The organism is Litchfieldella qijiaojingensis (genome assembly GCF_014651875.1).
Taxonomy (GTDB): Bacteria; Pseudomonadota; Gammaproteobacteria; order Pseudomonadales; family Halomonadaceae; genus Litchfieldella; species Litchfieldella qijiaojingensis.
In genome coordinates this window covers 51,437-76,836 of record NZ_BMXS01000008.1, presented here as the reverse complement: position 1 = coordinate 76,836, position 25,400 = coordinate 51,437, and the positions used below count along the sequence as shown (strand labels likewise).

The 25,400-nt window shown below is 60.8% G+C and carries 23 protein-coding genes; 11 read left to right on the top strand and 12 right to left on the bottom strand.

From position 1 onward, the window contains the following. Window positions 1-58 precede the first annotated feature (58 nt). The 6 genes from IE093_RS09655 to IE093_RS09630 form a co-directional block, all read right to left on the bottom strand. Window positions 59-1,249: a 3-hydroxybenzoate 6-monooxygenase gene (locus IE093_RS09655; RefSeq protein ID WP_189468576.1), complete on the bottom strand. Its 1,191-nt coding sequence runs from the start codon at window positions 1,247-1,249 to the stop codon at window positions 59-61. Between the two features lie 45 nt (window positions 1,250-1,294). After that, complete coding sequence (locus tag IE093_RS09650) at window positions 1,295-2,572, bottom strand: TRAP transporter large permease (RefSeq protein WP_189468574.1); 1,278 nt, start codon at window positions 2,570-2,572, stop codon at window positions 1,295-1,297. Between the two features lie 3 nt (window positions 2,573-2,575). Beyond that, a complete protein-coding gene (locus tag IE093_RS09645; RefSeq protein ID WP_189468572.1) occupies window positions 2,576-3,121 on the bottom strand; it encodes a TRAP transporter small permease in 546 nt (181 codons plus the stop codon). A gap of 43 nt (window positions 3,122-3,164) precedes the next feature. Continuing rightward, window positions 3,165-4,172, bottom strand: a complete 1,008-nt coding sequence (locus IE093_RS09640; protein WP_229803438.1) for a TRAP transporter substrate-binding protein — start codon at window positions 4,170-4,172, stop codon at window positions 3,165-3,167. A gap of 150 nt (window positions 4,173-4,322) precedes the next feature. Next, complete coding sequence (locus IE093_RS09635) at window positions 4,323-4,991, bottom strand: 2OG-Fe(II) oxygenase (protein WP_189468570.1); 669 nt, start codon at window positions 4,989-4,991, stop codon at window positions 4,323-4,325. Window positions 4,992-4,995: 4 nt separating this feature from the next. After that, complete coding sequence (locus IE093_RS09630; RefSeq protein ID WP_189468568.1) at window positions 4,996-5,655, bottom strand: CoA pyrophosphatase; 660 nt, start codon at window positions 5,653-5,655, stop codon at window positions 4,996-4,998. 97 nt (window positions 5,656-5,752) lie between these two features. Between IE093_RS09630 and IE093_RS09625 the strand changes: the two genes are divergently transcribed. Continuing rightward, window positions 5,753-6,310, top strand: a complete 558-nt coding sequence (locus tag IE093_RS09625) for an NUDIX hydrolase (protein ID WP_189468566.1) — start codon at window positions 5,753-5,755, stop codon at window positions 6,308-6,310. Here IE093_RS09625 and IE093_RS09620 read toward each other — a convergent pair. Together IE093_RS09620 and IE093_RS09615 are read right to left on the bottom strand one after the other, a co-directional pair. Next, window positions 6,307-7,062 (bottom strand): SDR family NAD(P)-dependent oxidoreductase, encoded by a 756-nt coding sequence (locus IE093_RS09620; protein WP_189468564.1) that lies wholly within the window; start codon window positions 7,060-7,062, stop codon window positions 6,307-6,309. The genes IE093_RS09625 and IE093_RS09620 overlap by 4 nt on opposite strands. A 242-nt stretch (window positions 7,063-7,304) precedes the next feature. Then, window positions 7,305-7,616, bottom strand: a complete 312-nt coding sequence (locus tag IE093_RS09615) for a YqfO family protein (protein ID WP_189468562.1) — start codon at window positions 7,614-7,616, stop codon at window positions 7,305-7,307. A gap of 157 nt (window positions 7,617-7,773) precedes the next feature. Between IE093_RS09615 and IE093_RS09610 the strand changes: the two genes are divergently transcribed. From IE093_RS09610 to IE093_RS09590, 5 genes are all read left to right on the top strand, one after another. Beyond that, window positions 7,774-8,622 (top strand): fructosamine kinase family protein, encoded by an 849-nt coding sequence (locus IE093_RS09610; RefSeq protein ID WP_189468560.1) that lies wholly within the window; start codon window positions 7,774-7,776, stop codon window positions 8,620-8,622. A gap of 213 nt (window positions 8,623-8,835) precedes the next feature. Then, window positions 8,836-10,296 (top strand): TolC family outer membrane protein, encoded by a 1,461-nt coding sequence (locus tag IE093_RS09605; RefSeq protein WP_189468558.1) that lies wholly within the window; start codon window positions 8,836-8,838, stop codon window positions 10,294-10,296. Between the two features lie 113 nt (window positions 10,297-10,409). Next, a complete protein-coding gene (locus tag IE093_RS09600) occupies window positions 10,410-11,642 on the top strand; it encodes an efflux RND transporter periplasmic adaptor subunit (RefSeq protein WP_422730973.1) in 1,233 nt (410 codons plus the stop codon). Between the two features lie 3 nt (window positions 11,643-11,645). After that, on the top strand, window positions 11,646-14,804 hold the full coding sequence (locus tag IE093_RS09595; protein ID WP_189468556.1) for an efflux RND transporter permease subunit: 3,159 nt from the start codon (window positions 11,646-11,648) through the stop codon (window positions 14,802-14,804). Window positions 14,805-15,001: 197 nt separating this feature from the next. Next, window positions 15,002-15,676 carry a hypothetical protein gene (locus tag IE093_RS09590; protein WP_189468554.1) on the top strand — a complete coding sequence of 225 codons (675 nt, stop codon included), beginning with the start codon at window positions 15,002-15,004 and terminating at the stop codon, window positions 15,674-15,676. A 7-nt stretch (window positions 15,677-15,683) separates the two neighbouring features. Here IE093_RS09590 and IE093_RS09585 read toward each other — a convergent pair whose 3' ends face one another. Continuing rightward, window positions 15,684-16,604: an alpha/beta fold hydrolase gene (locus tag IE093_RS09585; RefSeq protein WP_189468551.1), complete on the bottom strand. Its 921-nt coding sequence runs from the start codon at window positions 16,602-16,604 to the stop codon at window positions 15,684-15,686. An 89-nt stretch (window positions 16,605-16,693) separates the two neighbouring features. Then, window positions 16,694-17,305, bottom strand: coding sequence for a TetR family transcriptional regulator (locus IE093_RS09580; RefSeq protein WP_189468549.1), 612 nt, complete (start codon window positions 17,303-17,305; stop codon window positions 16,694-16,696). 190 nt (window positions 17,306-17,495) lie between these two features. On the opposite strand from IE093_RS09580, the gene IE093_RS09575 reads away from it, so the two are divergent. Beyond that, window positions 17,496-18,524, top strand: a complete 1,029-nt coding sequence (locus IE093_RS09575) for a succinylglutamate desuccinylase/aspartoacylase family protein (RefSeq protein WP_189468547.1) — start codon at window positions 17,496-17,498, stop codon at window positions 18,522-18,524. Between the two features lie 90 nt (window positions 18,525-18,614). Further along, complete coding sequence (locus tag IE093_RS09570; protein ID WP_189468545.1) at window positions 18,615-19,817, top strand: aminotransferase-like domain-containing protein; 1,203 nt, start codon at window positions 18,615-18,617, stop codon at window positions 19,815-19,817. A gap of 13 nt (window positions 19,818-19,830) precedes the next feature. Here IE093_RS09570 and dusA read toward each other — a convergent pair whose 3' ends face one another. After that, entirely contained in the window at window positions 19,831-20,826 is a 996-nt protein-coding gene (gene dusA, locus IE093_RS09565) for a tRNA dihydrouridine(20/20a) synthase DusA (protein WP_189468543.1), read from the bottom strand. Between the two features lie 316 nt (window positions 20,827-21,142). Between dusA and IE093_RS09560 the strand changes: the two genes are divergently transcribed. Next, complete coding sequence (locus IE093_RS09560) at window positions 21,143-21,736, top strand: hypothetical protein (protein WP_189468541.1); 594 nt, start codon at window positions 21,143-21,145, stop codon at window positions 21,734-21,736. Between the two features lie 8 nt (window positions 21,737-21,744). Here IE093_RS09560 and IE093_RS09555 read toward each other — a convergent pair whose 3' ends face one another. Beyond that, the gene (locus IE093_RS09555; protein ID WP_189468539.1) at window positions 21,745-22,338 is read right to left on the bottom strand and encodes a helix-turn-helix domain-containing protein; all 594 of its coding nucleotides are present in this window, start codon (window positions 22,336-22,338) and stop codon (window positions 21,745-21,747) included. Window positions 22,339-22,753: 415 nt separating this feature from the next. Here IE093_RS09555 and IE093_RS09550 point away from each other — a divergent pair, with 415 nt between their 5' ends. After that, window positions 22,754-23,650: a LysR family transcriptional regulator gene (locus IE093_RS09550; RefSeq protein ID WP_189468537.1), complete on the top strand. Its 897-nt coding sequence runs from the start codon at window positions 22,754-22,756 to the stop codon at window positions 23,648-23,650. 139 nt (window positions 23,651-23,789) lie between these two features. Next, complete coding sequence (gene gltX / locus IE093_RS09545) at window positions 23,790-25,268, top strand: glutamate--tRNA ligase (protein ID WP_189468535.1); 1,479 nt, start codon at window positions 23,790-23,792, stop codon at window positions 25,266-25,268. The last annotated feature ends 132 nt before the right edge of the window (window positions 25,269-25,400 follow it).

The following is a 25,400-nucleotide window of genomic DNA, read 5'->3' as shown; positions in this document are numbered from 1 at the left end:
CTCGCGAGCTAGGCCAGACAACACCCGCCTGACCGACGCGCCGCAGACCTTGAGGCTCTTATTGGGTGACGTTGCTCAGGCCGCTGCCGCCATACAGCCACTCAATACGGTCGTAGAAGTCGTCGGGTGTCATGGCCCGCATGGTGGCGTTGCGCATGGCTGCCTTGCCGCCATCGGGGTGGTAGATGTACTCGCCCATCAGGCGTGAATAGGTCTGGACCCGTGCGGTGCGCGCGAAGCGGTCGTTGCGATAGGCCTCGAAGGCATCAAAGAGATCTTGCTTGTTGCCCAGGTGATAGGAGAGACAGACCGCATCTTCCATGGCCATGCAGGCGCCCTGAGCCATGTATTGCAGCATCGGATGGGCCGCATCACCGAGCAGCACAACGCGGCCGTCGATCCAGTGGTCATCGGGATCGCGGTCGCACAGCACCCACATCTTCCAGTTCTTGCCATGCTCGATGATCTGGCGCGGCCGTTCGGCGATATGCGCGAAGCCCCGGTTCACCTCTTCCTTGGTCACCGGCTTGCCGGCCACCGGTTCAGGGGCGTCGTTGTGGTAGGTCACCACCAGGTTGTAGACCTCGCCGCCCTTGAGCGGGTAGTGGACGATGTGGCACTTGGGGCCGGCCCACAGGGTGGCGGCGTTCCAACGCAACTCCTCAGGCATCTGCTCGGTGGGAATCACCGAGCGGTAGGTGGTGTGGCCGGAAACACGCGGTGCGCCGTCGCCGACCACCTTCTGGCGGATGTTCGACCACAGCCCTTCGGCGCAGATCAGACAGCGCCCGCCGATGGCTTCGTCACCCTTGAGCGTGACCGTTACGCCGTCATCGTCCTGCGAGTAGTCGACGACTTCCGCGCTGGTGCGCAATTCAACCAGATCGTTGGCCTCACAGGCATCGAGCAGCACCCGGTGCAGGTCGGCACGATGCACCACCGCGTAGGGGTTGTTGAAACGCTCGCGGAATTTCTCGTCCAGGGGGATGGCAGCGATCTGCCGGTCTTCCATGGCGTCCATGAGCAGCAGATTGTCGATGTAGACCGCCTTGGCACGGGCTTCGTCGCCGACACCGAGGTAGTCGAAGGCATGGAAGGCGTTGGGGCCGATCTGGATGCCAGCACCGATCTCGCCGAGTTCGGGTGCCTTCTCAAGCACCAGGGAAGGCAGGCCCTGGCGCGCCAGGCCGAGGGCGGCGGCCAGGCCGCCGATGCCGCCGCCGGCGATGATGATGGTGTCTTGGTTCATGTTGCACCTCTTCGTATTCGTTGGCAGTGATGCGTGGCGGGACGCCTAGCGGAAGACGGCGACCAGCGAGGGATTGAAGATGATCAGCAGGATCACCAGGCAGGCCGCCAGGATGAACGGCGCGATCCACAGCGTGATGCGTGGCAGGCTGACGTTGCTGATCGCCGAGGCGACATAGAGCCCGGCGCCTACCGGGGGCGTGAGCAGGCCCAGGGTCAGCGTCATGCAGGTGACGATACCGAAGTGGATGGGATCGATGCCGTAGCTGCCCTGGGCGACCGGCAGCAGGATCGGCACCAGAATGATCAGCGCGGCGATGCCGTCGAGCACCATNATGCCGTCGAGCACCATGCCCACCACCATCAGCATGGCGAATACCAGCAGCATGAAGATCAGCGGGCTCTCGGTGGCGCCCTGCATCAGCGCCGCAACCTGTTGCGGAATCTGGTTGTAGACCAGCACCCAGCCGAAGGCCTTGGCCGCGGCGATCAGGAACAGCACGATGGCGGTGTTGCGCGCCGTGCGCTGCAGCACGCCGGGCAGTCGCGTCCAGTTGAGTTCCCGGAACACCAGGCCGCCGATGATCAGCGCCATCAGCGTGGCCGCGGCCGCGGACTCAGTGGGGGTGACGATGCCGAAGGCGATACCGCCGACGATCACTAGGGGAATGCTCAGCGTTAGCAGGGCGCTTTTGGTGGCCTGCCAGCGGGCAATCCTGGCCTCGCCATTGCCCTGGCCGGTTCTGGCCTTCCTGGCGATCAGCGCGATCAGGCCGCTGATCAGCACGAACAGGGCCAAGCCCGGCAGAATCCCGCCCAGGAACATGGCGCCGATCGATACCTGGGCGATCACGCCGTAGATGATGAAGATCATCGAGGGCGGAATGATCGGTCCCAGCAGGCCGGCGCCCGCCGTCAGGGCGGCAGCGAACCCCTTGTCGTAACCGTCGCGCTCCAGCTCCGGCGTCATCACGCGGCTCATGATGGCGATCTGGGCGGTGGCCGAGCCCATGATCGAGGCCAGCATCAGGTTCGAGGTCAGCGAGACGTAGGCGATGCTGTGCGGAATCCACGAGAACCAGGCGCGCGCGGCCTGGATGATGCGCTTGGTGATACCGCCCTCGTTCATGATCTCGCCAAGCAGGATGAACAGCGGGATCGCCAGCAGATCGAAGACTTCCAGGGAGCCGAACAGTACCTGGGGCAGGGTCTCGAGCACCCGATAGTTGCCGCTGCTGACCACGAAGGCGAACGTCGAGGCGAGCAGCACGAAGGCGATCGGCATGCCGAGCAGCATCATCAGGATGAAGATGGAGAGGGTCATGGCTCACTCCTCCTCGTCGTCGCTGGCCAGGGCGAAGACGGTGCGCGAACGGTCCGGCAGCCTGGCCAGGATGTGGAAGATCGAGGTGGCACAGAAGATCGGCACGATCAGATAGAAGTGCCACTTGGGCCAGTCCAGGGTGATGGCGATGTCGAAGGCCACCGAGGGCGAGCGAATCCAGCCGATGGAGTGCCACAGCAATACCGCCAGGATGGCCAGGCACAGCAGCTCGGTGAGCCAGTAGCAAAGGCGTTGCACGCCGGTGTGCAGGATCCCGACCAGCATGGTTAGGCGCACGTGCTGGTCATGGTGGATCGCCAGCGAGATTGCCAGGAAGGCCATCCAGATCAGGATGTAGACGGCCAGTTCCTCGGCGAAGAAAAGCGGACTATTGAAGGCATAGCGGGTGATCACGTTGATCATCAGCAGCAGGCTGAAGGCCACGATCAGCCCGCTGCATAGGCCCTGTTCGAGAGCCGCCAGCAGGCGGCTTGCCCGGTTCAAGCGCCCTGCCGGGCGCGCCAGATATCCAGTCGTCATGGTTTGCATGCCCGTCACCTCGTCAGCGGGGGGATGGCGTCCTCGGGGAGGCTCACTGGCCTGCCTGACGCTCGGTCACTTCCTGCTGGAAAGCATTGATCACCGGATGGCCGCCGAAGCGTTCGGCGAAAGCCTGGTTGGCCTCTTCGAACACGGCTTGCGCATCTTCGAGGGAGAAGACATCGATGGTGTCCTCGAGGTACGCGAGGTTGTCCGCTTCGGCTTCGATCTGCGCCTGAGTGCCCCAGGCCAGGGCTTCCTGCATGGCCTCATCGAGGAGTTCGCGCTCCTCGTCGGAGAGTGACGACCAGGTGGCCTGGCTGATCACCGACACTGCCGGGAAGGCCATGTGATTGGTGAAGGTGAGGTACTCGGCGACTTCGTAGAAGCCGGAGCCAACCAGGGCGTCGAGGTCGATGTCGATGCCGTCGAGCATGCGGTTCTGCAGTCCCTGATAGACATCGGGCAGATGAACCGGGGTCGGCGTGGCACCGACGGCACGCCACCAGGTCTGCATGGTGGTGATGGGGATGATGCGGATCTTCTGGTTGGCCACGTCCTCGAGGCTTTCGACCCGAGTGTCGCGCATCAGGATGTGGCGCATGCCGGCGAAGGTGTAGCCGAAGGCATGCAGGCCCTTGCCCTCGAGGTCGGCGAGCATCTGCTGGGCCGCCGGGGTTTCTGTGGCCTCAGCAGCGTCGGCGACGCTATCGAACAGGAAGGGGGTGAACCAGCCGTTGAGTGAGGGTTCACGCTGACTGGTAATCGCTGCGGTCATGATGCCCATGTCGAGCAGGCCGGTTCCCAGCTGCGAGAACATCGCCGGCTCGTCGCCGAGCTGCCCGGCGGGAAAGATCGAGACGCTCAGCTCGCCGTCGCTGCGCTCGGCTACGGTTTCGGCGAACTGCTCAGCAGTTTGCGTCCAGATGTGCTGTGGAGGCGTGATCAAGCCCATCCGCAGTTCCTTGGCCAGGGTCGGAGTGCTGATGGCAAGCAAGGAGGCACCGAGAATGGCGGCGGAAATCGTCGTGCGAGTGAACTGACGTGCGGCGGTTGTCATTGTCGTCACCTCTGAAGGCGGGTCAGGGTTTTTGTGGATCAAGCCTGTTGGTGTGACTGCGGCTTGTTTGATCAGTATTGTGATCATCACTATTGTGATCAATTCGACGAAAGTGTAATTCAAGCACGACGCATAAAAGCCAAGGGGAGTTTATCTGGCCGGGTCGATCAATCCGCCCAACGAGGCATTACGACGGAACCAGCCAGCGATGCTGGCGCGCGGCAGGCGGGTGGGCAGCACTTCGTGAGGCACCGTCTCGGAGAGAAAACAGGCGAAGGTGCCTGCGCGGGGCAGGATGCGTGCCACTTCGCGCTCAGGGTCGCTGATGTCGAACAGGGCCATTTCGCCGCCGCCATTGGCAGGCCAGTCGGGGTTGAGGTAGAGCACCGTGGAAACCACACGGTTGGCGCGTCCCTGGAAGCTGTCGACGTGTTTCTTGTAGAAGGCGCCGGACGGGTAGTGGGCGAAGTGCGCCTCGAATTCGAACAGCCCGAGATACAGCGCTTGGTTGAGTTCGTGCTGTAGTGTGCCCATGGTGGCGAGGTACTGGCGCTGGGGGAGGGTTTCTCGGTCTAGCCAGTGGATGGCGTCGCCACGGATATCGCGCCGCAGACTGTGCTGCTTGCCGCGGCCGATGCCGGCAGCGTCCAGCGCATCGTGCGCGGCAAGTGTCATCAGCTCATCGTACAGTGCTTGGCACAGTTCGGCATCGATGAAGCTCTCGCCAACGAACCAGCCGCATTCCACCAGGGCATCGACCAGCGGGGCCAGCTTGTCATTGTCTAGGGGGGCAGCCAGTGCACTGTTGACGGGCGTCATGATGTCAGGTGGGCTCATGAGGGGACGGAGAGGGCTCCAGTGCCTCGGTCATCGTCCTGCGGGGAGGGAAATAGCATAGTCGGCTACCGGCGGGGGCACTGTCGAGACTGATCTGACAGCCAAAGCCCTCGGCCATCAGCTCCACCAGCATCATCGCCGACAGCCCCCAGATCACGTGCTCGCCGGCGCGGTAGCTGGGTACGTAGCAGGGGCGATCGTCGACCGTGATGACATCGGTATGGCTGCGGCAGTCGTCGAGGAAGACTTGCAGCGGTACCTCGAAGATGGCGTCGAGTTCGCTCGGGTCGGGGCGCAGCGGCAGGTTGGGCGGAATCAGGCCGACATAGGGCGTGACCGCGATGCCGTGCAGCGAAATCAGGTCGCCGAGCCGGCCGAGCAGCTCGACTCGCTCGGGGGGCAGAGCGATCTCCTCCTCCGCCTCGCGCAGGGCGGTGGCCAGTAGGTCGCGGTCGCCGGGCTCGCGCTTGCCGCCGGGGAAGGCGACCTGGCCGCTGTGCTGCTTGAGGTGATCGGCACGGCGGGTGAACAGCAGCGTGGGCTCGGCGCGCGCGACGATTGGCAGCAAAACCGCGGCCTGGGGCAGTTGGGTGACAAGTCGGCGGGGCGTGTGCGCTTGCAGGCGCTCGCGAAGATTCTCTAACATGGAACTTCCACTGGGTTTCATCTCTTGTACCCAGCCCGCCGAGGAGCGTCAAGCGCCGATGCTCCCGGCTGCCGGTCAGGCCCGTGTAAGGAGTCCCATGAATTTTTGCAGCCACTGTGGACACAGCGTCCACTTCGCGATTCCCGATGGCGACGACCGTCCGCGCTACATTTGCGAGGCCTGCGGCACCATCCATTACCAGAACCCGCGCATCGTCGCCGGTACCCTACCGGTCAAGGGTACCAAGATCCTGCTGTGCAAGCGCGCCATCGCGCCGCGCAAGGGCTACTGGACCCTGCCGGCCGGCTTCATGGAGAACGCCGAGACCACTCTGGAGGCCGCAGCCCGCGAGACGCTAGAAGAGGCCTGTGCCGAGGTGTCGCTCCATGGGCTCTATACCTTGATCAACCTCCCACATATCAACCAAGTCTACATGATCTTCCTTGCCGATTTGTGGGGTAGTTTCGACGCTGGCCCCGAAAGCCTCGAAGTGGCGCTGTTCGAGGAGCATGAGATCCCCTGGGACGAACTGGCCTTTCCCACCATCGAGCGCACCCTGCACCACTTCTATGCCGATCGTGAGCAGGGCGCCTTCCCACTACATATCAGCGATATCACGCCGGAAGATCGGGAGCGTTATTTCGGCAGCGCTTAATCCCTATCAATGTTGAACGCAGACCACGCCTGGCGTGTCGGCATGACTTCCAGGCGGTTGATGTTGATATGGTCGGGCAGGGTGGCGACGTAGTAGATCTGCTCGGCGATATCTTCCGCCTGCAGCGGGGTGGTACCGCGATACAGCTTGTCGGAGGCGGCCTGATCGCCCTTGGTGCGGACCAGGGTGAATTCGGTTTCCGCCATGCCGGGAGCGATGTCGGTCACCCGCACGCCGGTGCCCAGCAGGTCGCAGCGCAGGTTGTAGGTGAACTGCTCGACGAAGGCCTTGGTCGCACCGTACACATGGCCGCCGGGATAGGGCCAATGTCCGGCCACCGAGCCCAGGTTGATGATGCTGGCGCCTGCGCCGGTTTCGATAAGCAGCGGCAGGGCGGCATGGGTAACATTGACCAGGCCGGTGATGTTGGTGTCGATCATGGTGTGCCAATCCTTGAGATCGACCTTCTGCGCCGGCTCCGGGGCCAGTGCCAGACCGGCATTGTTGACCAAGCAGGTGAGCGGGCGAAAGTTGCTTGGCAGGCTGGCGACGGCATCTGCCACCGCCTCGGCATCGCGTACGTCCAGAGTAATGGTCAGCACGTCTACCTGTTTGCCGAGCTCCTGCTTCAGGGCATCTAGCCGCTCCGTGCGGCGCCCGGTCAAGATCAACGACCAGCCGGCGGCGGCGAAGCGGCGGGCGCTGGCGCGTCCAAAGCCTGACGTGGCTCCCGTGATCATGGCAATGGGCATCGTGTCTCTCCTTTGTGGTCGTTTCCGTTGTGACCTTGGGAAACACTGCATAAATGTCTGCGCTACTCAATCGCTGCGTTGCGCGGTGCGCGGAATCCTCACATATACCCCATATGCTCCGGTTCCTGTGCTCCGGGCGCCTTGCGCTTGAGCATGCTCGCCGATTTATTCAGCGCTTCCCTTGCATGACGTACCGGTAAGTGTACAGGTACGGCGTCGCTGCGCGATGGACTTACCCACGCTCAGATCTCTTCCAGCGTCCATACGTCGTAGGCCGGTTCCTCGTAGGGGTGGGCTGCCTTCAGGGCCGCGACGGCGTCGCGGATCAACGAGTCCTTGCATACCAACTCCACCTTGAGTTCCTCGACCTGCTCCAGGTCGCCGACCTGGCCGATATGCGGGTTGGCGCCGTCGAGGGGGCGAAACTGCCCGGTACCCAGGGTCTGGAAACAACAGGCTTCGTAGTCGCCGATGCGTCCGGCGCCTGTGGCGAAGATGGCTTCCTTGACGCTTTCAGCATCTTTTATGGGAACGAAGAAGGCCAGTTTGTACATATTAAGCGCTCCTGTGCGATAACCCCTGGCTTTGTCAGAAGGCTGCCGTTCGCGGCGACGTTTCGGATACAGCCCGGGGATGTTTGCCATAGTGATAGGGATCTATCGTGTCAGTATGGTTTCTTTGCGTGCAACAAGAAGCGGAGAGGAGGCCGAGATGGAGCGTCATCTGCGGAAGTTGCTGTCGGCATTGGGGCTGACGCCGTTGGGAAAGCTGCGGCCCTTGGCCGGTGGCGATATTGCCGCCGTCTACCGTCTCGACACTGACCTGGGGATGGTGGTGATCAAGCATGACGACCCCGAGCGCTTGGCTGGCGAGGCCGATGGCTTGCGGGCGTTGCGCAATGCCCGCACTCGCTTGGTGGTGCCGGAAGTGTTGGGTGAGGCGGATGGTTGGCTAGTGATGGAAGCGCTGGCCAGCGCGCTGTCGTCTACCCCGAATGAGGTGGTGTTGGGCGAGGGACTTCGCGAACTGCATTCGGTGACGGCGGACACCCATGGCTGGTATCGCGACAACGCCTGTGGGCGCACGCCGCAACCCAATGCGCCACTCGCCGACGGCCGCGCCTTCCAGCGCGAGCGGCGTCTGCTGCCCATGGCCGCCGCCTGTCATGAACGAGGGCTGATGAATACCCGGCTGCGCGAACGCCTTGAGGTGGTGGCGACCTCGCTCGAGGAGTGGTTGCCGGATGCCCCGGCGAGTCTGGTGCATGGCGACCTGTGGTTGGGCAACGTGCTGCATACCGCGCGTGGTCCGGCGGTCATCGATCCGGCGGTGTACCGACATTATCCTGAGGTCGACCTGGCCATGCTCACCCTGTTCGGCTCCCCCTCCCAGGCGTTTTTCGACGCCTACTGGAATGGCCCCCGCCCTGATGACTGGCCGCGGCGCCAGGCGCTGTTCCAGTTGTATCCGCTGCTCAATCACTTGCTGCTGTTCGGCGGTGTCTATCGCAGCGCTGTCGAGCGCACCTTGGATCGTCTCGAAGCTTATCGAGGCGCCTGACTATCCTACCGCATCATCCTGGCAAGCCATATTTCTTGACCTCAACCAAAGCTGAGGAATTAACTTTCTGCCTCGGTCCTCAACGTCAAGGTTACTTGGCCGCAAGCAGGTATTTGTTGTGTAAAGAAAAAGAAAGGTAACTATGCAAAGGTAGTATACATACATGAATGTAGCTATAATCGCTGCGTTCTCGCGATCTAGAAAGGAATTCCGATGTCGCACAAGCACGAAAAGGCTTTTGCCGGTTGGTGGCCTGCTTCACTGAAGCGCCGCGCCGCGCTGTCACTCTTGACCGTCATGGTGCTGGGCGGTCAGGCGCATGCGGCAGATTTGCTGACTATCACTCGCGATGCATTGGAAAACGATGCCGATCTTGCAGCAGCTCGAGCGCGTCTATCCAGTACGGAAGCTGGTCGGGATGTCGTCGGAGGTGGTCTGTTGCCGCAGATCAACGCTTCGGCCGAGGCGGCTTATAACCGGACCTATGACACCCAGGACTCCACTTTGCAGTCCATAACCCGTGGCACGCAGGACGACGCTTTTAGCAGTGCCGGTGCCAGCCTGGAGGCCAGCCAGGCGCTATACGATGCTGCCACTAGTCGTGAGGTGACACAGGCTGAACGTCAAATCGAGCAGGAAGCTTTCAACTTGGCAGCCAGCGAGCAGCAATTGCTGCTTGATGTGGCCAACGCCTATTTCGAGATTCTGCGTGCCAATGATGTTCTGGCCGCGCGTGAGGCGCAGGAGCGAGCCATCGAGCGCCAGTTGGAACAGGTCCGTGAGCAGTTCGAGGTTGGCTTGGTTGCCATCACCGATGTCGAGGACGCCATGGCCAGCTTCGATGAGGCCCGGGCCGAGCGTATCGTGGCACAGAGCGATTTGCAGGTCAGCTTCGAGGCACTCGAAAGGCTCACCGGCAAGCGCTACGAGAGTATCGATAGTCTGAGCGGGGACATGCCGATCGACATTCCTACACCTACCGGGCGTGATGAGTGGGTGGAGCTGGCGCTGGCCAATAGCCCCGTGCTCAAGAGTGCTCAGGCAGGTGTCGAGGTATCGCGCAGCGGGCTCGACGTGGCACGTGCGGCCAGGCTGCCGATCGTCGAAGCCTTTGCCAACTATGATTACTCAGATAGCGACAACGAGCTGGTCAGTGGCCATGACTCGTCCAGCCAGGTCGGGCTGAGAGCCAGCATGCCGCTCTATACCGGCGGTACCACCAGTGCCCAGATTCGCCAGAACACCTTCGAACTCGAAGCCAGCCAGTACGATGCCGAGGCCCAGCGCCGTAATACCATTCAGCAGGTGCGATCGCTTTTCACGCGCGTACAGAACGATGTAGCGACCGTCGAGGCGCGCCGACAGGCGGTCGTGTCCAACCGCAGTGCCCTGGAAGCGACGCGTTCCGGATACGAGGTCGGAACGCGCAATATCGTCGATGTGCTGAATGCCGAGCAAAACCTCTACGATGCCGTCGCAGCGTTCGCCGAGGCGCGTTACGACTTCGTGCTGGACCGCTTGGAGTTGTTCCAGCAGGCGGGAACGCTGGATGCCGAGGATATCGAGGAACTGAATGCGCAGTTGAAAGCCGGCGAGCCCGTTTCTCTGGAATTCGAGCGTGGCAGCGTCGCCTACCGCGATGCATTGGACATTGGCGCACCGCCGCGTCGTTGATCGAACGGGATGTTTCCGTCTTGTCTGCCAAGATCCTGATTGACCAGGCAGCGAAGCAAAAGACAGGCATGGAGCGCAGTGCCGTTCCATGCGGCCAATAGGGACTGAAATAGATGTTGACCATGAAAAGTGAGCGTATATGGATGACGCCGTTGCTGTTGAGCTTTGGCCTGTTATTGGCCGGTTGTGGAGGCGAGCAGGAAGCGTCGCCGTCCGAGCAGCAGCAGGCGCCACCACCCGTGCCGGCCCAGGTGATGGAGATGGCGCCACGGGACATCTCGCTCGACAAATCCTATCCCGCCATGCTGCGCAGCGATAATGAAGTCACGGTGGTGGCTCGCGTTAACGGTACTCTCGAGGAGCGTCTCTTCGAGCCTGGCGACCTGGTCGAGAAAGGAGAAAGCCTCTATACCATTGAACCTCTGGTGTACCAGGCGGAAGTACGCCGGCGCGAAGCCGATCTACAGAGTGCCGAGGCCGAGCTGAGTCGGGCCCAGCGAGATGCCAACCGTTACGAGCGGCTACTGGGGCAGAACTCCGTCAGCCGACAGCAATACGATCAGGCCCAGTCCGAATTGCTGGTCGCGCGCGCCAATGTGGCACAGGCCCAGGCAGCGCTCGACAGCGCCCGAATCGACCTCGACTACACCAGCGTCGAGGCACCGGTGGCGGGCATGATCGGTCTCAGTGAGGTCAATGTCGGCAATCTGGTCGATGCCGGTACGGAGCTGGTTACCATCACTCCGCTGGATCCGCTCGAAGTACGTTTTCAGTTGCCTCAAGCGGATGCGTTGAAGCTCCGCCGTCAACGTCAGCAAAATAGCGGCAACATTACCGCCGAACTGGTGTTCCCAGCTTCCAACAGCAGCCAGCCCCAGAGGCTGCAGGGGCAACTCGAGTTCTTGGGAGTGCGAGTCAGTGAGCGCACCAGTACCGTGGAAGCCAGCGCTACCTTCGACAATCCGGATGGCCTCTTCTTGCCTGGCCAGTTCGTGCGCGTGAAGCTTACGGGACTTCAGCGGTTCGATGTGCTGGCGGTGCCGGAAATTGCAGTGACCGAAGGGTTGATGGGCCCCCAGGTTTTCGTACTCGATGAAGAAAACAAGGTCCGTGCCCGTACTGTGGAGCCGTTGGAGACCGCCGGCTCTTGGCTGATCATCGCTTCCGGGATCGAGACCGGTGATCGTGTGGTGGCCGGTGATCCTGCCGGTCTACAGCCAGGCAGGGTTATCGAGCCGCAGCCTTTCGATGGCGAGGCACATAAGGTGGCCGAAACCGAGACACCTCAGGAGACCGGTGCCGGCTCCGAAGGAGATCTGCAAACGGACGAGGCAGACGGGGCCTGATCGATGGTTATTTCCAATTTCTTTATCAAGCGGCCAATATTCGCCACCGTCATTTCGATCATCGTGGTACTGGTCGGCTTGATGGCGATGCGCATCCTGCCTATCGAGCAATATCCCGAGGTGGTGCCGCCGACAGTCACGGTGGAGGCCACCTTCCCGGGGGCCGACGCCGAGACGATATCGCAGACGGTGGCAGCTCCTTTGGCCGAGGCGATCAACGGGGTCGAGAACATGCTCTACATGACTTCGACCAGTTCGGACAGCGGCACGATGAATATGGGGATCGCCTTCAGTATCGATTCCGATGGCGATACCAATACCATCAACGTCAACAACCGGGTGCAGCAGACCTTGTCGTCATTGCCGGAAGCCGTGCAAGCCCAGGGTGTGACCGTCGAATTGAGTTCCAGCAGCATTCTGATGTTTGCCGCGTTGATCTCGCCCACTGGCGAGTACGACAACATCTATATGCAGAACTATGCCACGCTCAATATTCTCGATGAGCTGCGTCAAGTTCCTGGCGTGGGCAATGCGCAGGTGTTGGGCGGTGGCGAATTCGCCATGCGCATCTGGCTCAATCCGGACAAGCTGGCGCAATACGACCTGACGCCCGCCGAAGTGGCCAATACGATACGTTCGCAGAACACCGAGATACCGGCAGGCGGTCTGGCTCAGGTGCCTAACGGTAACCCACGAGCTTACAGCTATACCGTTACGGCACCCGGGCGTCTGACGAGTGCGGAAGAGTTCCGCAACATCATTCTGCGCACCAATCCCGATGGCTCGGCGTTGCGTTTGGATGATGTCTCGCGTGTCGAATTGGGAGCGTCGAGTTACGGGGTAGAGGCACGTCTCAATGGCAGTGCCATGGCACCGATTCTCATCAACCAGCAACCGGGAGCCAATGCCCTGTCAACCGCCGAGGCGGTCAGGGACACCATGGGGCAGCTGTCGGAGCGTTTCCCGGCGGGGCTGGACTATGTGGTGCCCTATGACACCACGCTGTTCATCGGGGCGTCGGTGGATACCGTCGCCGAAATCTTCATCGAAGCGTTCCTGATCGTTGCGGTGATCGTCTTCGTGTTCCTGCAGAATTGGCGCACGACACTGATCGCCATGTCGGTAGTGCCGGTCTCGGTGGTGGGGACCTTTGCCGGTCTCTATCTATTTGGCTTCTCGATTAACCTGCTGACGCTGTTTGCCATGATACTGGCCATCGGTATCGTGGTGGATGATGCGATCCTGGTGGTCGAGAACGTCGAGCGTCTTCTCGAGGAAGACGATGAGATTTCGATACCCAAGGCCGCGATGCAGGCCATGAAGGAGGTCGGTGGACCAGTCATTGCCACCTCCTTCATTATGGCGGCGGTGTTCGTGCCCGTGGCCTTCCTGGGCGGTTTCACCGGACAGGTCTACCAGCAGTTCGCCCTGACCATCGCGGTATCGGTGGCGATTTCGGCAGTGGTAGCTCTGACTTTCACGCCGGCGATGTGTGCGCTTTTCGTCAAGCACAAGAAACAGGTCTACGACTCGAAGTTGCTGCGTGCTGTGCAGACGCCTTTGCGGCTGTTCGATCGTGGCTTCGCTGGGGTGACTAGTCTCTATCTCTGGGTCGTGCGTGTGATGGTCAGATATTGGGGGCTGACTCTGATCCTGACAGTAGCCACCCTTGGTGCTTCCTACTGGATGTATCAGAATACGCCTTCGACCCTGGTGCCCGAAACCGATCAAGGGATCGTGATTGCCAGCATCTCATTACCGGATGCGGCTTCACTGGCACGCACCGAAGCCTACATGGAAAAGCTCAGTCACGAGATCGAGCAGACCCCGGGCGTGGCCTATTCCACCGCCGTAGCTGGCTACGACATGCTGACCAGCTCGGTCAATACCGCGCGTGGTGTGATATTCATCAGCATGGTTCCGTGGGAGGAGCGCGAACTCACGGTCGAGGAATTGATCGGTAAGGTCATGCAGGCCGGCGCCATGATCGAGGGCGGATCGGCGATGGCCTTCAATATGCCGCCGATCATCGGGCTGTCGACGACCGGCGGTTTTACCGGTTATTTGCAATCCTATACCGGGGCGAGCCCTCAGGAACTCCAGCAGTCCGCCTTTCAGGTCATGCAGGCGGCCAACCAGCGTCCCGAACTGAGTCAGGTCTTCACCACCTTTAGTGCCAACGTGCCGTCGTATCGTGCCAGCATCGATCAGGAGAAAGCGCTTAGTTACGGTGTGTCGCTCGATGATCTGAACACGACGCTGTCGAATACCCTGGGGCAGGGTTTCGTCAATTACTTCACCTATCGTAACCGCAACTTCCAGGTCTTTCTGCAGAACGAGTCGGAGTTTCGCCAGACACCGGAAGACCTGAATGGAATCTTCGTCCGCGGTGGTCAGGGCGAACGTATTCCACTATCGGAATTCGTCACCCTGGAGCGTCAGGCGGTTCCTGCGGTCATGACGCGCTTCAACGTCTATCCCGCTGCTCAGTTCCAGGGCCAGGCGGCGCCCGGCTACAGCTCGGGCCAGGCGATCGCCGCCATGCAGGAAGTCGTCAATGAGACCCTGGGCTCCGGCTGGGGCATGGGCTGGACCGGGACCTCCTATCAAGAGGTGAGTGCGGGTAATGCGGCCACTATTGCCATCGTTTTCGGCATCGTCATGATCTTCCTGATTTTGGCCGCGCAATACGAGAGTTGGGCATTGCCGCTGGCGGTGATCACCGCGGTACCCTTCGCCTTCCTGGGAGCCATCGGCGGCATCGTGTTGCGAGGGCTGGAGACCAGTGTCTATGTGGAGATCGGCATGCTGGTGGTGGTGGGCCTGGCGGCCAAGAATGCCATTCTGATCGTCGAGTTCGCCGAGTTGCAGCGTCGCGAGATGGGCAAGTCGATTCGCGACGCCGCGGTGATTGCCTCGGAACTGCGTTTCCGGCCGATCGTCATGACCTCGCTGGCGTTCATCTTCGGAACCTTGCCGCTGGCTCTGGCGACCGGTGCCAGTGACACCAGTAGTCACCATATCGGCACCACAGTGGCCATGGGCATGGTGTCGGTGGCTATCCTGTCCAGTTTCTTCGTGCCGTCCTTCTACGTGATGATCGCGCGCGTCCAGCAATGGTTGGCTGACAAGCGCGGCAAGGTGACCGAACCTTCCACCTGACGCGTGGATAGTCGCGCCTACAGGGCCGCTTCCGGTATAGGGGGCGGCCTTTTTGTGTCAGGAACTTGCTGGTGGTGCATGAGCAGGACCTACTACACTGGAAAGGTGCAAGAGGCTTGTCGCCGGCTGCCGTCAACGCTTGACATGCCGCGCAGTATGTCGGCCCGACGTTTGGTGAACAGTGAGGAGGGCCAGCTATGGAATTGCTGATCCAAACCGCTTTGAGCTTTCCCGCCGTCATTCTCGTGGCCTTGTTGAGCTTGATGGCCATCTATTGGTTGCTAGTGGCCATTGGCCTGGCACCGATCGAGTTTCTCGAGCATGACAGCTTGCGTGAAGACCACCTGGCCAGTGCCTTGGTATCGTTGGGCTTTGCGGGTGTACCGGTATCGGTGGCACTGACCCTGCTATTGGGTTTCGGTACCTTGGCCGCCATGGCCATCGAGCTGCTGGTGCTGCGCTTCCTGCCATTGGGGATGCTACGGCTGCCATTGGGGTTGGTGGTGTTGTGGGGGGCCCTGGCCTTGGCCGCTCCGCTCAGTGTAGCCCTGTGCCGAAAGTTGCAGCCGCGCTTGCATCGCTTTCGCTCTGCCTGCCAGTGCTCGCTGCTGGGAGAATCGGTGATTGTCAAGGCAGAGGGGCAGGAGGGCGACCTGTATCGCGCTACCCTGGAAGAGGATCCGGCCGTCGAGGTCGTCCTGCATGCCAAGCGTGGTGCCATTCCCAGCCCCGGTGAGCGCTGGGTACTGGTCAAATACCTGGCTGATGAACAAGCTTACCGCGCTGTGCCCCGATCCAAGTATCTGGATGCCCGAACCCGACTCCGCAGGCTGCGTACGCTGCAGCGTCATGGCAAGCATGCCATGCATTGAAAGAGTCTCAGGGAGTCAGCAGGCGTCTCAGCCAATGCCAACCGCGTATCCAGAAGGGAGCTTCCTCGCGTGTAACTGGCCGGAATGCGGCGTGGGGCTTGCTCAGGAAGGCGCGTATTGGCTCGACTTGGGTCGCGCGGTCAAGCATCGGGGCGTGGCCGCATCCCGGTACTTCGAAACTGACCAGGCTTGGTTGCTCTTCGTGCATGCGCTGGACCACCGCCTGGCTAAGTAGCGGAGAGTCCGCGCCACGAATGACCATCAATGGACAGCGGATGGCCCGCCAGTCGGCCCAGGTATCGCGAGGTGTGTCGTGAACGAATTGCTCGACGATGCGTGGGTCATAGTGGAAGGTCCAGTTACCGTCGGGCAGGCGGCGTGCGCTGTTCAGTGCCAGTTCCCGCCAGGCCTCGTCGCTATCGATGCCGAACCCCGTGTAGTGGCGTTTCAGTTCCTGTAACAGGTCACTGAAGGTCGAAAAGCGGTGGGGCATCGTGAAATAGCTACTCAGGCTGATCAGCCCTTCCTGTTCAAGCTCTGGCCCCACGTCATTGATGATCAGCCGTTCGATGCGAGCATGATGCTCATCGTGGGCAGCCAGTAGTATACCCAACAGACCGCCCATCGAGGTTCCCAACCAGGGGACTCGCTCCAGGTCGAAGTGGTCGAGCAGTGCTGCCGCCACCGTCATGTAATGGCTGTAGAGATAGTCGTGGGCGGGAAACAGCGACCAACTCGACAGTCCGCGACCAGGAGTGTCGGGTGCCAGGATCCGCCAGCTTGGTCCCAGTTCCCGCGCCAGGGCGGCGAAATCCCCGCCGTGACGTGCCAGGCCATGCCAGGCAAGCAGGGTTCGAGGAGCATTGGGGTGCCAGATGCGCACCGCTACTTCCAGTTCGCGCACGCGAACGAGTTCCAGGTTGTCCATAAGATCGTTCTCCTGCTGCACACGCCATGAGTGTAGCGGGTTTTTGTTGCGTTGCAGCAAGAATGATTGCGTTAGTGACTTGGGCGCGATCAGCGTCGCATCAAGTCGAACAGGGCGTCGACCAGTTCGCGGCCGTCCTCACTGATGGAGAAGCTGTCGGTGTTACGGTGCCAGTCATGTATCAGGCCGCCCAGGGTCGAATGCAACAACCGGGCGGCGATCTCGGGAGTCAAGCCTGGCTTGAGCAGGCCGTGTTCGTGGGCCAGCCGAAAGTGCTCGCGCAATTCTTCGTCGCACTCGCGTGCGAGCTGGTCTTGCATTTCCAGAGGGTTGATATCGCTGAAGAACTCACAGCGATGCAATACAATGGAGTGAATGCGCCGGTAGTGGGGTTGCTCCAGCCTGGCCAGCGCCTTGTGACACGTCAGTCGGATGGCTTCCAAGGGGGATTCGGTAAGGGCCGGGTCGTTGATCTCCTCGACCAATTCCTCGAAGGGCATGCGGACCCGATCCAGCAAGGCCATGAAAAGATCGGCCTTATTCTTGAAGTGCCAGTATACCGCTCCACGCGTCATGCCGGCATGGCGGGCGATCTCTTCCAAGGAGGTACGTGCCACGCCTTTTTCGTAAAAGACTTCTTCGGCGGCATCCAGCAGTGCTTCGCGGGTCGCAGCGGCTTCCGCCTTGGTTTTTCTGGCCATAGGGACAAGGACCTCGAGTCGCCATTCGTTCGTTGCCGCCCATTCTATCGTATAACCCCAGATACTTACATTCGTGGTTGTATAATTAAGCTGTTGCCTATGAGAGAAGGGGCCATCATCGGAGCAAGGCTCGTCATCGCGCTGATGGAAAGGTATAAAGGAAACAGTGTTCCTGTCAGGATACCGCTCCATGGCTCGTGCTCCTTTCGAACTTGCTGGTACCCGTGTGGCCCCGGGCTCGCGCGCTCAGATTGACGTGCCTGTCGCCAAGCTCTACACCCATGCACCACTGCATATTCCGGTGGAAGTGGTGCATGGGCGCCAGAGTGGCCCCGTGATGCTGGTTTGCGGAGCCATCCATGGCGACGAGATCAACGGTGTGGAGATCGTGCGCCGTCTCCTGCGTTCCAAGGCGATCCAGCCCTTGCGTGGAACACTGATTGCCGTGCCTATCGTCAATGTCTTCGGCTTCGTGCAGCACACTCGCTATCTTCCTGACCGGCGTGATCTCAACCGCTGCTTTCCGGGCAGCGAATCGGGCTCGCTAGGTTCGCGGGTGGCGGCGCTGTTTCGCGAACAGATTGTCGACCAGGCCACCCATATCATCGATCTGCATACCGGGGCGATTCATCGCACCAACTTGCCGCAGATTCGAGCTCAGCTGATTCCCGACAGTGAAACCGACGCTATGGCCATGGCATTCGGAGTGCCGGTGATCCTCAATGCGGAGTTGCGCGAAGGCAGTATCCGCCACTATGCCCAAGGTCGTGGCGTGCCAGTACTAACCTATGAGGCTGGCGAGGCGCTGCGTTTCGACGAGTGGGCGATCGCACCGGGTGTACGGGGAGTGCTGCGGGTGATGCGCGCAATCGGTATGCTAGCCAGTAAGCGTCGCCGACGTACTCCACGGCCAGCTGAAGTTGCTGAAGGCTCAAGCTGGGCGAGAGCCCCCATCGACGGCATTCTGCGTCCCAAGGTTCGCTTGGGGGCAAGAGTGGCCAAGGGAGAGGTGCTGGGCGTGGTGGCCGACCCCTTCGGCAATGCCGAAGGAGAGGTAAAGGCCAACGCCGATGGCATCGTCATCGGCATGAGTAACCTGCCGCTCGCCAATGAAGGTGAAGCCCTGTTTCATGTGGCGCGCTTCGAGGCTATCGAGGAAGCCGAGAATGCCGTGGAGTCATTCCAGTCACGGTTCGATACCGGCTTCGAGCCGGCTTGATGATTTCCGGAAGCTGCGTTTGGCGGCAAAGGGGCCTAAGATGATCAATCCGCCGTTCGTGTACTACCTACCTACCATTGAGAGGCTCCCATGCAGTGGCCGTTTTCCCGGCGCGCCAACGCGCTGACCAGTTCCGCCATCCGTGAAATCCTGAAGGTGACAGAACAGCCGGATATGATTTCATTCGCTGGCGGCTTGCCCTCGGCGGCCACGTTTCCTGTGGAGGCGATGCAGGTGGCGACCAGGAAGGTGCTTGGAGAGCAGGCGGAGAGCGCACTGCAATATGGTCCGAGCGAAGGTCTTGGCAAACTGCGTGAGTGGATTGCCAAGGAGTATTCCCGTGACGGCGCCGAGGTACGGCCTTCCCAGGTACTGTTGACCACCGGGTCACAGCAGGCATTGGATCTGGTCGCCAAGGCATTGATCGACCCTGGTAGTCGCGTGTTGGTGGAAACACCGACCTATCTAGGCGCGCTGCAGGCATTCTCGCTGTTCGAGCCGGAATACATTTCGGTCGCCAGCGACGAGCAGGGATTGCGACCCGAGACACTGACTCCGGAGGTCATTGACGGCGCGCGTTTCCTCTACGCCTTGCCCAACTTCCAGAACCCGACCGGCCGACGGCTGCCGCTCTCACGTCGTGAAGCTCTTGCGGCTATTGCCCGCGAGCATGACTTGCCGATCGTCGAGGACGATCCATACGGTGACCTCGACTACCAGGGGGAGCGGCTGGCCAGCCTGCGCTCGCTGGCGCCGAAGCAGGTGATTCATTTAGGGTCGTTTTCCAAAGTGTTGGCACCGGGGCTCCGACTTGGGTATGTCATCGCTGATGACCCCTTGATCGCCAAGCTGGTGCAGATCAAGCAGGCGGCTGATCTGCATACTCCGAGTTTCACCCAGCAGGTGATCTACGAGATTGTGAGTCAAGGCTTCCTGAAGGGGCACATCCCGGGAATTCGCGCGCTCTATGCCGAACGTTGTCAGGCCATGCTCGCGGCGTTGGGGCAATACATGCCCGAAGGCGTGCATTGGAACCGGCCTGAAGGGGGAATGTTCATTTGGGTGACGCTGCCCGAGTCACTGGACAGTACTGAGCTATTGACCGAGGCGATTCGTGAACGAGTGGCGTTCGTGCCGGGGGCTCCGTTCTATGCGACGGCGCCCCAGTCCAACACGCTGAGACTTTCCTTCGTTACCGTCGAACCAGCACGCATCGACGAGGGGATTCAGCGCCTCGGGCGGCTTGTCGCCAGGCAGTTGGGTGGCACGTCGGAGCATCTGCCGCTGGTTTGATTCCGAGGCGGAGTCAAGCAAGCTCCGCCTCTCGCTGCTCGACAACCAGACCCAGGGCATCGTCGAACACGGCAAGGCCGGCACCGTCACGGTGGGCGTTTTCCGACAGATGGCGACGGAAGCGGCGCCCGCCGGAGCAGCCCTGGAACAAGCCGAGCAGGTGGCGGGTGATATGGTTGAGTCGAGCGCCTTCGGCCAGCCGTTCAGCGATATAGGGTCGCAGGGCCCGTGCCGCGGCATGGCGATTCTCGACCGGTCCTGGTTCACCGTACAATGCTTCATCCACTTGGGCCAGCAGCCAGGGGTTCTGGTAGGCCTCGCGACCCACCATCACGCTGTCGACGTGGGTGAGCTGAGCCTGGCACTCCTCCAACGTCTTGATGCCGCCGTTGATGCCAATATGCAGTTCGGGGTGATTGGCTTTCAGGCGGTACACGCGAGCATAGTTGAGCGGCGGCACCTCGCGGTTCTCCTTGGGGGAGAGGCCCTGCAGCCAGGCCTTGCGGGCATGCACGATGAACGTCTTGCAGCCGGCATCCGCCACCATTGAGATGAAACGCTCCAAGTCGGCATCTTCATCCTGGTCGTCGATCCCGATACGACATTTCACGGTCACCGGAATCGATACCGCATCATTCATCGCCTGTACCGCCGCTGCAACCTTCTCGGGATGGCCCATCAGGCAGGCTCCGATCAGGTTGTTCTGCACCCGGTCGCTGGGGCAGCCGACATTCAGGTTGACCTCGTCGTACCCCCACTCCTCGGCGATGGATGCGCATTCGGCCAACTCTCCGGCATCGCTGCCGCCAAGTTGTAACGCCAGCGGGTGCTCCACCTCGTCGTAACCCAGGAACCGCGCCCGTGGGCTACCGTACAGAATGGCCCCGGTCGTCACCATCTCGGTATACAGCAACGCGCGCCGTGTCAGCGTGCGTGCGAAGGCACGGTAATCGCGAGTGGTCCAATCCATCATCGGCGCGACGGAGAAAGCACGGTCAAGCACAGGCATAGCGAATCACGGAAGTTTACGGGCTGTAAATTCTACCAGCCCGAGCGCATGGTGCGCGATACCTTTGGAAAGGTCTCATCGTGTCTTCGGTCTAATGTCATTTTCAGTTGAAAAAGCCAGAGATAATGGGGTTGTCCCGCTAGTAAGCACTTACCGGGGCACGTTACCCTGCTTCTGGTATCGCTTCGCTTCTCTTGGCGAAGCCCCATTGCGATCTGATTGTCCTACTGTGTGAATGATAGTATTCAGGGACTTGAAGCGTTTCGTATGAGGCAAGACGGTGGCAGTGGTCCATCATGGCGCATGGAGGACACGAATGAGAGCTTGGAGCGGCTGGCTGCGTAGCCTGGGTATCCTCATGGTGGCGTCCTGGACGCTTTCCGCCTGTGGTGGTAACGGCGAAACCGGCGATTCGCTTTCAAGCGCACCTGCGGAAACCGCCGAGTCGGTGGTGGGCCCATCCGAAGAGGTCGAATCTGCTGCCTCTGAGGCGAATACTGATACTGAAGTATCCCCCTTCCCTGAGCCTGTCGATGTCACGGCAACAGGAGTGCAGCGCCCCGACGGTCGACTGAGGGTGGAAGGCCGGACCAACCTGCCGGATGCTACTGAGCTGGTGGTCATTGTCGAGCGTCGGGCAAGCGGGGTGCGCTGGCGTATCCGTACCAGCGTCAATGATGGACATTTCCTGGCTGAGCCTCTTGGACCTGGCAGCGGCCTACCTCGTGGCGAGTACTCGATCACGGTATCCATGCAGCCGGCTAGTGTTCAGCCTGGGAAAGTTCGCGCAGTGATTGGTGAGCAAGGAGAATATCTCAGAGGGCCGCTGACATCCGAGTCGAGGCATCAGGGCACCATCGTTGAGTACTCCACTCCCTTTACCTTTGACCCCAATACCGGATCGGGCTGAGTGACTGGTCACTGCAAGCGCCAACGAGCTTCCACCTTGCCGTGCACCCGCAGTGAGGCATCGACGACGATAGTGTCGCTATCGGTCTTTGATTCCCCCCTCATGCGCAATTCGCCGGTGGGGTCCTGCTGGAGGTGGCGAACCTGGATCTTGTCCCGGTGCTCGATGACGTAGAGACCGATATGCTGAAAAGTCGTCGTGGGGCTGACAGCCGCAAGATCGCCGTGGTGTAGAAAGTCGAAATCTTGGTCAGGTCCCGGTGTCACCAGGTAACAATCCCTTTGGAGTTCGGTCGCGGAGAAAAGCAACTCGAGCGGCAGTGCGATGCTGTGCTTCGCGGCCTCGTGCCACGGGACTGGCGGAGTATCGGCAAGTTGAAGCACTTTCGGCGATGGTGGGGGACGATCGTCGAGCAACTCGCTTAGGGGACACCCAAGTGCATCAGCCAGCGCGACCAGACGTTCATGTCCGATCTGCTTGATGGCGCCGGACTCCCAATAGGAAATGGTGACATCCGATACCCCCACCCGGCGTGCCAAGGCCGCCTTGTTGAGGTTGGCCTGTTGGCGTAACTGCTTGATTCGGGGACCTAGGGCATCCATCGCTACATTTCTCTAGAGTGGGTCCATGATGCTCCAGTATCCCGCTGGGATTGTGCAAGATCACGCATCAAACGCTGTGACAACTTTTTTTCACGGGAGTGCCCCATTATGGTGCGCGAGCACTCTCTTGGGGAGAGGATAGGGAGAAGCAAAAAGAAAAGCGGGCCGGATGTCTAGGTAACAACCGGCCGCGCGCAAGCAGAAATGCACTGAAGGCGTCATCCAGGCCTTGGCGGTATTGCCTTGGCCTGATGGCGTTGACGCTCGGGGGAGCTCTCATCCGAGTCCAGCACCGAACGCACAAGCAGTATAGGCAGTCGGCTTTTGCGGAATAAGTGGGTACAATCGAAAACTAGTGTTTCCAATGTGGAAACATGCTTGAATTCTCTGCCGTCGTTTGTGTAAGGAGTCCGGTGTGGCAACTCTGGATGCGTTGCGAGTCTTCGTCGAGGTAGTGCGAAGTGGAAGCTTCACCGCGGCCGCCCGGCGCATGGGAATCTCCAAGTCGCTGGCTTCCAAGCGGGTCGCCGCTCTCGAGGAGGAGCTTGGGGTGAGCCTGCTCAATCGTTCGACTCGCTCGCTGCATCTCACCGAGGCCGGGCAGATCTACTACGAGCATGGGTTGCGGATTCGCGAGGAACTCTCGGCAGCTGAAGCGCAGGTTCAATCAGTCACCGCTCGACCGCGAGGGCAACTCAAGGTCAGCGCCCAAGTCAGTTTCGGCTTCATGTACCTGGCACCACCCACCACCGCCTTCATGCGCCGTTATCCTGATGTGGCCGTGGAAATCCTGCTCGAGGATCAGCGTTTCGAGCCCATCGACGATTCGGTGGACCTGGCCATCCGCATGGGACCGTTGCCCCCCTCGAGCCTGGTGTCGCGTCCCCTTTGCAAGGTGGTATATGGCCTGTATGCCGCGCCCGAGTACCTGGCACGCGTCAACCGGCCGTTACACCCTCGGGATATCCATGAATATGACAGTATCTTCTACGGCAATTACGATCTGGGCGCCCACTGGCGTTTCTCGCTCGATGGGCAGCCGCTGGACATCGAGCCGAACTCGCGGCTGGTGATCAACAACCTGCTGGGGGTGGTGGAGGCAGCGAAGGCTGGCTTCGGGTTGGCTTACCTGCCGACCTTCGCCGCGCGTGCCGCGGTGGCCTCGGGGGAACTGGTCCCCTTGCTGCAACCCTACTGGAACGAGCACGGTAGCATGCTGGTGCTGTTTCGCTCGCGCAAGTACCTGCCCGACAAGACCCGTGCTTACCTGGACTTCATCACCGACTGGTTCCGTGAGCACTTGGTGCTATAGGCACCCAACCAAGCCGCAAGCTGCATGAGGTAAGGAGCACGCAGCGCCGATCTTCTGTCTTCTCGCTCAAAGCTGATGGGTGGCGGCCGAGTGCGTATAATGCCGGCAAGCTCATTCACCCAACGGATCTGGCAAGACAATGACCGTACGTACTCGCATCGCTCCGTCGCCGACCGGCGATCCTCATGTAGGCACCGCTTATATTGCCCTGTTCAACCTGTGCTTTGCTCGACAGCACGGCGGGCAGTTCATCCTGCGCATCGAAGACACTGACCGAGCGCGCTCAACCGATGAGTCGGAACGGATGATCCTCGATTCACTGCGTTGGCTGGGAATGGAGTGGGACGAAGGGCCCGACGTGGGTGGTCCCCATGGCCCCTATCGGCAGAGCGAGCGCAGCGAACTCTATGGTGAATATGCGCGTCAATTGATCGAGGCAGGTCATGCCTTCAAATGCTACCGCACCAGTGAAGAACTCGACGAGTTGCGCGAAGCGCGCAAGGCGGAGGGGTTGCACCTGGCGCTGAAGCCTGCTGACCTGGCTCTGCCGGAAGGCGAGGTGGCGCGTCGCGAGCGCGAAGGCTGGCCCTATGTGGTACGTATGCAGGTGCCCAACGAGGGTGTCTGTGTAGTAGAGGACATGCTGCGTGGCACCATCGAGGTGGACTGGGCGCAGGTCGATGCCCAGATTCTGCTAAAGTCCGACGGCATGCCGACCTACCATCTGGCCAACGTGGTTGACGACCATCTGATGGGCATCAGCCACGTGCTGCGTGGCGAGGAATGGATCAATTCCGCACCCAAGCATCAGTTGCTCTATGAATACTTCGGCTGGCAGATGCCGGTGCTCTGCCATATGCCGCTGCTGCGTAATCCGGATAAGTCCAAACTTTCCAAGCGCAAGAACCCGACGTCGATCAACTATTACCGGCGCATGGGCTTCCTGCCCCAGGCCGTGCTCAACTATCTGGGGCGTATGGGGTGGTCGATGCCCGACGACCGCGAGAAGTTCAGCCTCGACGAGATGATGGCGCATTTTGATATTCAACGTGTCTCGCTGGGTGGGCCGGTGTTCGACCTGGAGAAGCTGACTTGGCTCAATGGCGTCTATATCCGCGAGGACCTCGACGACGATGCCTTTCTGGAGGCGCTCAAGCAGTGGGCGTTCAACGAGGAGTACGTGCGTCAGATCCTGCCCCAGGTGCGCCCACGAGTCGAGACGCTCTCCGACGTGGCACCGCTCGCCGGTCACTTTTTCTCTGGCTTGCCGAAGATCGACGAGGGCAGTTTCGCCGACGTCAAGCTCGAGCGCGAGGAACTGCTCAAGCTGCTGCAATTCCTGACATGGCGCCTGGAAGAAGTGCGTCGCTGGGACAAGGACGCGCTACTGGCCGAGGTCAAGGCCCTGGCTGAGCTCTTCGAACTGAAAATGAAAGCCTTTCTGGCTCCCGTATTCATCGCCGTGACCGGATCCCCGAGCTCTACCTCGGTGTTGGACGCCATGGCCATTCTCGGCTCGGACATGACTCGTGCGCGCCTGCGTCATGCCATCGCAGTGCTAGGCGGCGTCTCGAAGAAGCAGGCCAAACGCTTCGAGAAGGAATACAAGCAGCTATAAGCTGGAAGACGCGGCTTCGCCGCTTGAAGCTGGAAGAAAAATCTTGACGGAAGAGTAGGTGAGAGCGAGCCTGCTCTTCCAGCTTCCAGCTTCCAGCTTCCTTTCCCGAAAAGTGTTGACGGACCCGAAGCG

Bases quoted from the DNA above. Each gene is read 5' to 3' on its own strand.
- IE093_RS09655 (WP_189468576.1), bottom strand. From the start codon at position 1,249: ATGAACCAAGACACCATCATCATCGCCGGCGGCGGCATCGGCGGCCTG.
- IE093_RS09645 (WP_189468572.1), bottom strand. From the start codon at position 3,121: ATGCAAACCATGACGACTGGATATCTGGCGCGCCCGGCAGGGCGCTTG.
- IE093_RS09640 (WP_229803438.1), bottom strand. From the start codon at position 4,172: ATGACAACCGCCGCACGTCAGTTCACTCGCACGACGATTTCCGCCGCC.
- IE093_RS09635 (WP_189468570.1), bottom strand. From the start codon at position 4,991: ATGACGCCCGTCAACAGTGCACTGGCTGCCCCCCTAGACAATGACAAG.
- IE093_RS09630 (WP_189468568.1), bottom strand. From the start codon at position 5,655: ATGTTAGAGAATCTTCGCGAGCGCCTGCAAGCGCACACGCCCCGCCGA.
- IE093_RS09625 (WP_189468566.1), top strand. From the start codon at position 5,753: ATGAATTTTTGCAGCCACTGTGGACACAGCGTCCACTTCGCGATTCCC.
- IE093_RS09620 (WP_189468564.1), bottom strand. From the start codon at position 7,062: ATGCCCATTGCCATGATCACGGGAGCCACGTCAGGCTTTGGACGCGCC.
- IE093_RS09615 (WP_189468562.1), bottom strand. From the start codon at position 7,616: ATGTACAAACTGGCCTTCTTCGTTCCCATAAAAGATGCTGAAAGCGTC.
- IE093_RS09610 (WP_189468560.1), top strand. From the start codon at position 7,774: ATGGAGCGTCATCTGCGGAAGTTGCTGTCGGCATTGGGGCTGACGCCG.
- IE093_RS09605 (WP_189468558.1), top strand. From the start codon at position 8,836: ATGTCGCACAAGCACGAAAAGGCTTTTGCCGGTTGGTGGCCTGCTTCA.
- IE093_RS09600 (WP_422730973.1), top strand. From the start codon at position 10,410: ATGTTGACCATGAAAAGTGAGCGTATATGGATGACGCCGTTGCTGTTG.
- IE093_RS09595 (WP_189468556.1), top strand. From the start codon at position 11,646: ATGGTTATTTCCAATTTCTTTATCAAGCGGCCAATATTCGCCACCGTC.
- IE093_RS09590 (WP_189468554.1), top strand. From the start codon at position 15,002: ATGGAATTGCTGATCCAAACCGCTTTGAGCTTTCCCGCCGTCATTCTC.
- IE093_RS09585 (WP_189468551.1), bottom strand. From the start codon at position 16,604: ATGGACAACCTGGAACTCGTTCGCGTGCGCGAACTGGAAGTAGCGGTG.
- IE093_RS09580 (WP_189468549.1), bottom strand. From the start codon at position 17,305: ATGGCCAGAAAAACCAAGGCGGAAGCCGCTGCGACCCGCGAAGCACTG.
- IE093_RS09575 (WP_189468547.1), top strand. From the start codon at position 17,496: ATGGCTCGTGCTCCTTTCGAACTTGCTGGTACCCGTGTGGCCCCGGGC.
- IE093_RS09570 (WP_189468545.1), top strand. From the start codon at position 18,615: ATGCAGTGGCCGTTTTCCCGGCGCGCCAACGCGCTGACCAGTTCCGCC.
- dusA (WP_189468543.1), bottom strand. From the start codon at position 20,826: ATGCCTGTGCTTGACCGTGCTTTCTCCGTCGCGCCGATGATGGATTGG.
- IE093_RS09560 (WP_189468541.1), top strand. From the start codon at position 21,143: ATGAGAGCTTGGAGCGGCTGGCTGCGTAGCCTGGGTATCCTCATGGTG.
- IE093_RS09555 (WP_189468539.1), bottom strand. From the start codon at position 22,338: ATGGATGCCCTAGGTCCCCGAATCAAGCAGTTACGCCAACAGGCCAAC.
- gltX (WP_189468535.1), top strand. From the start codon at position 23,790: ATGACCGTACGTACTCGCATCGCTCCGTCGCCGACCGGCGATCCTCAT.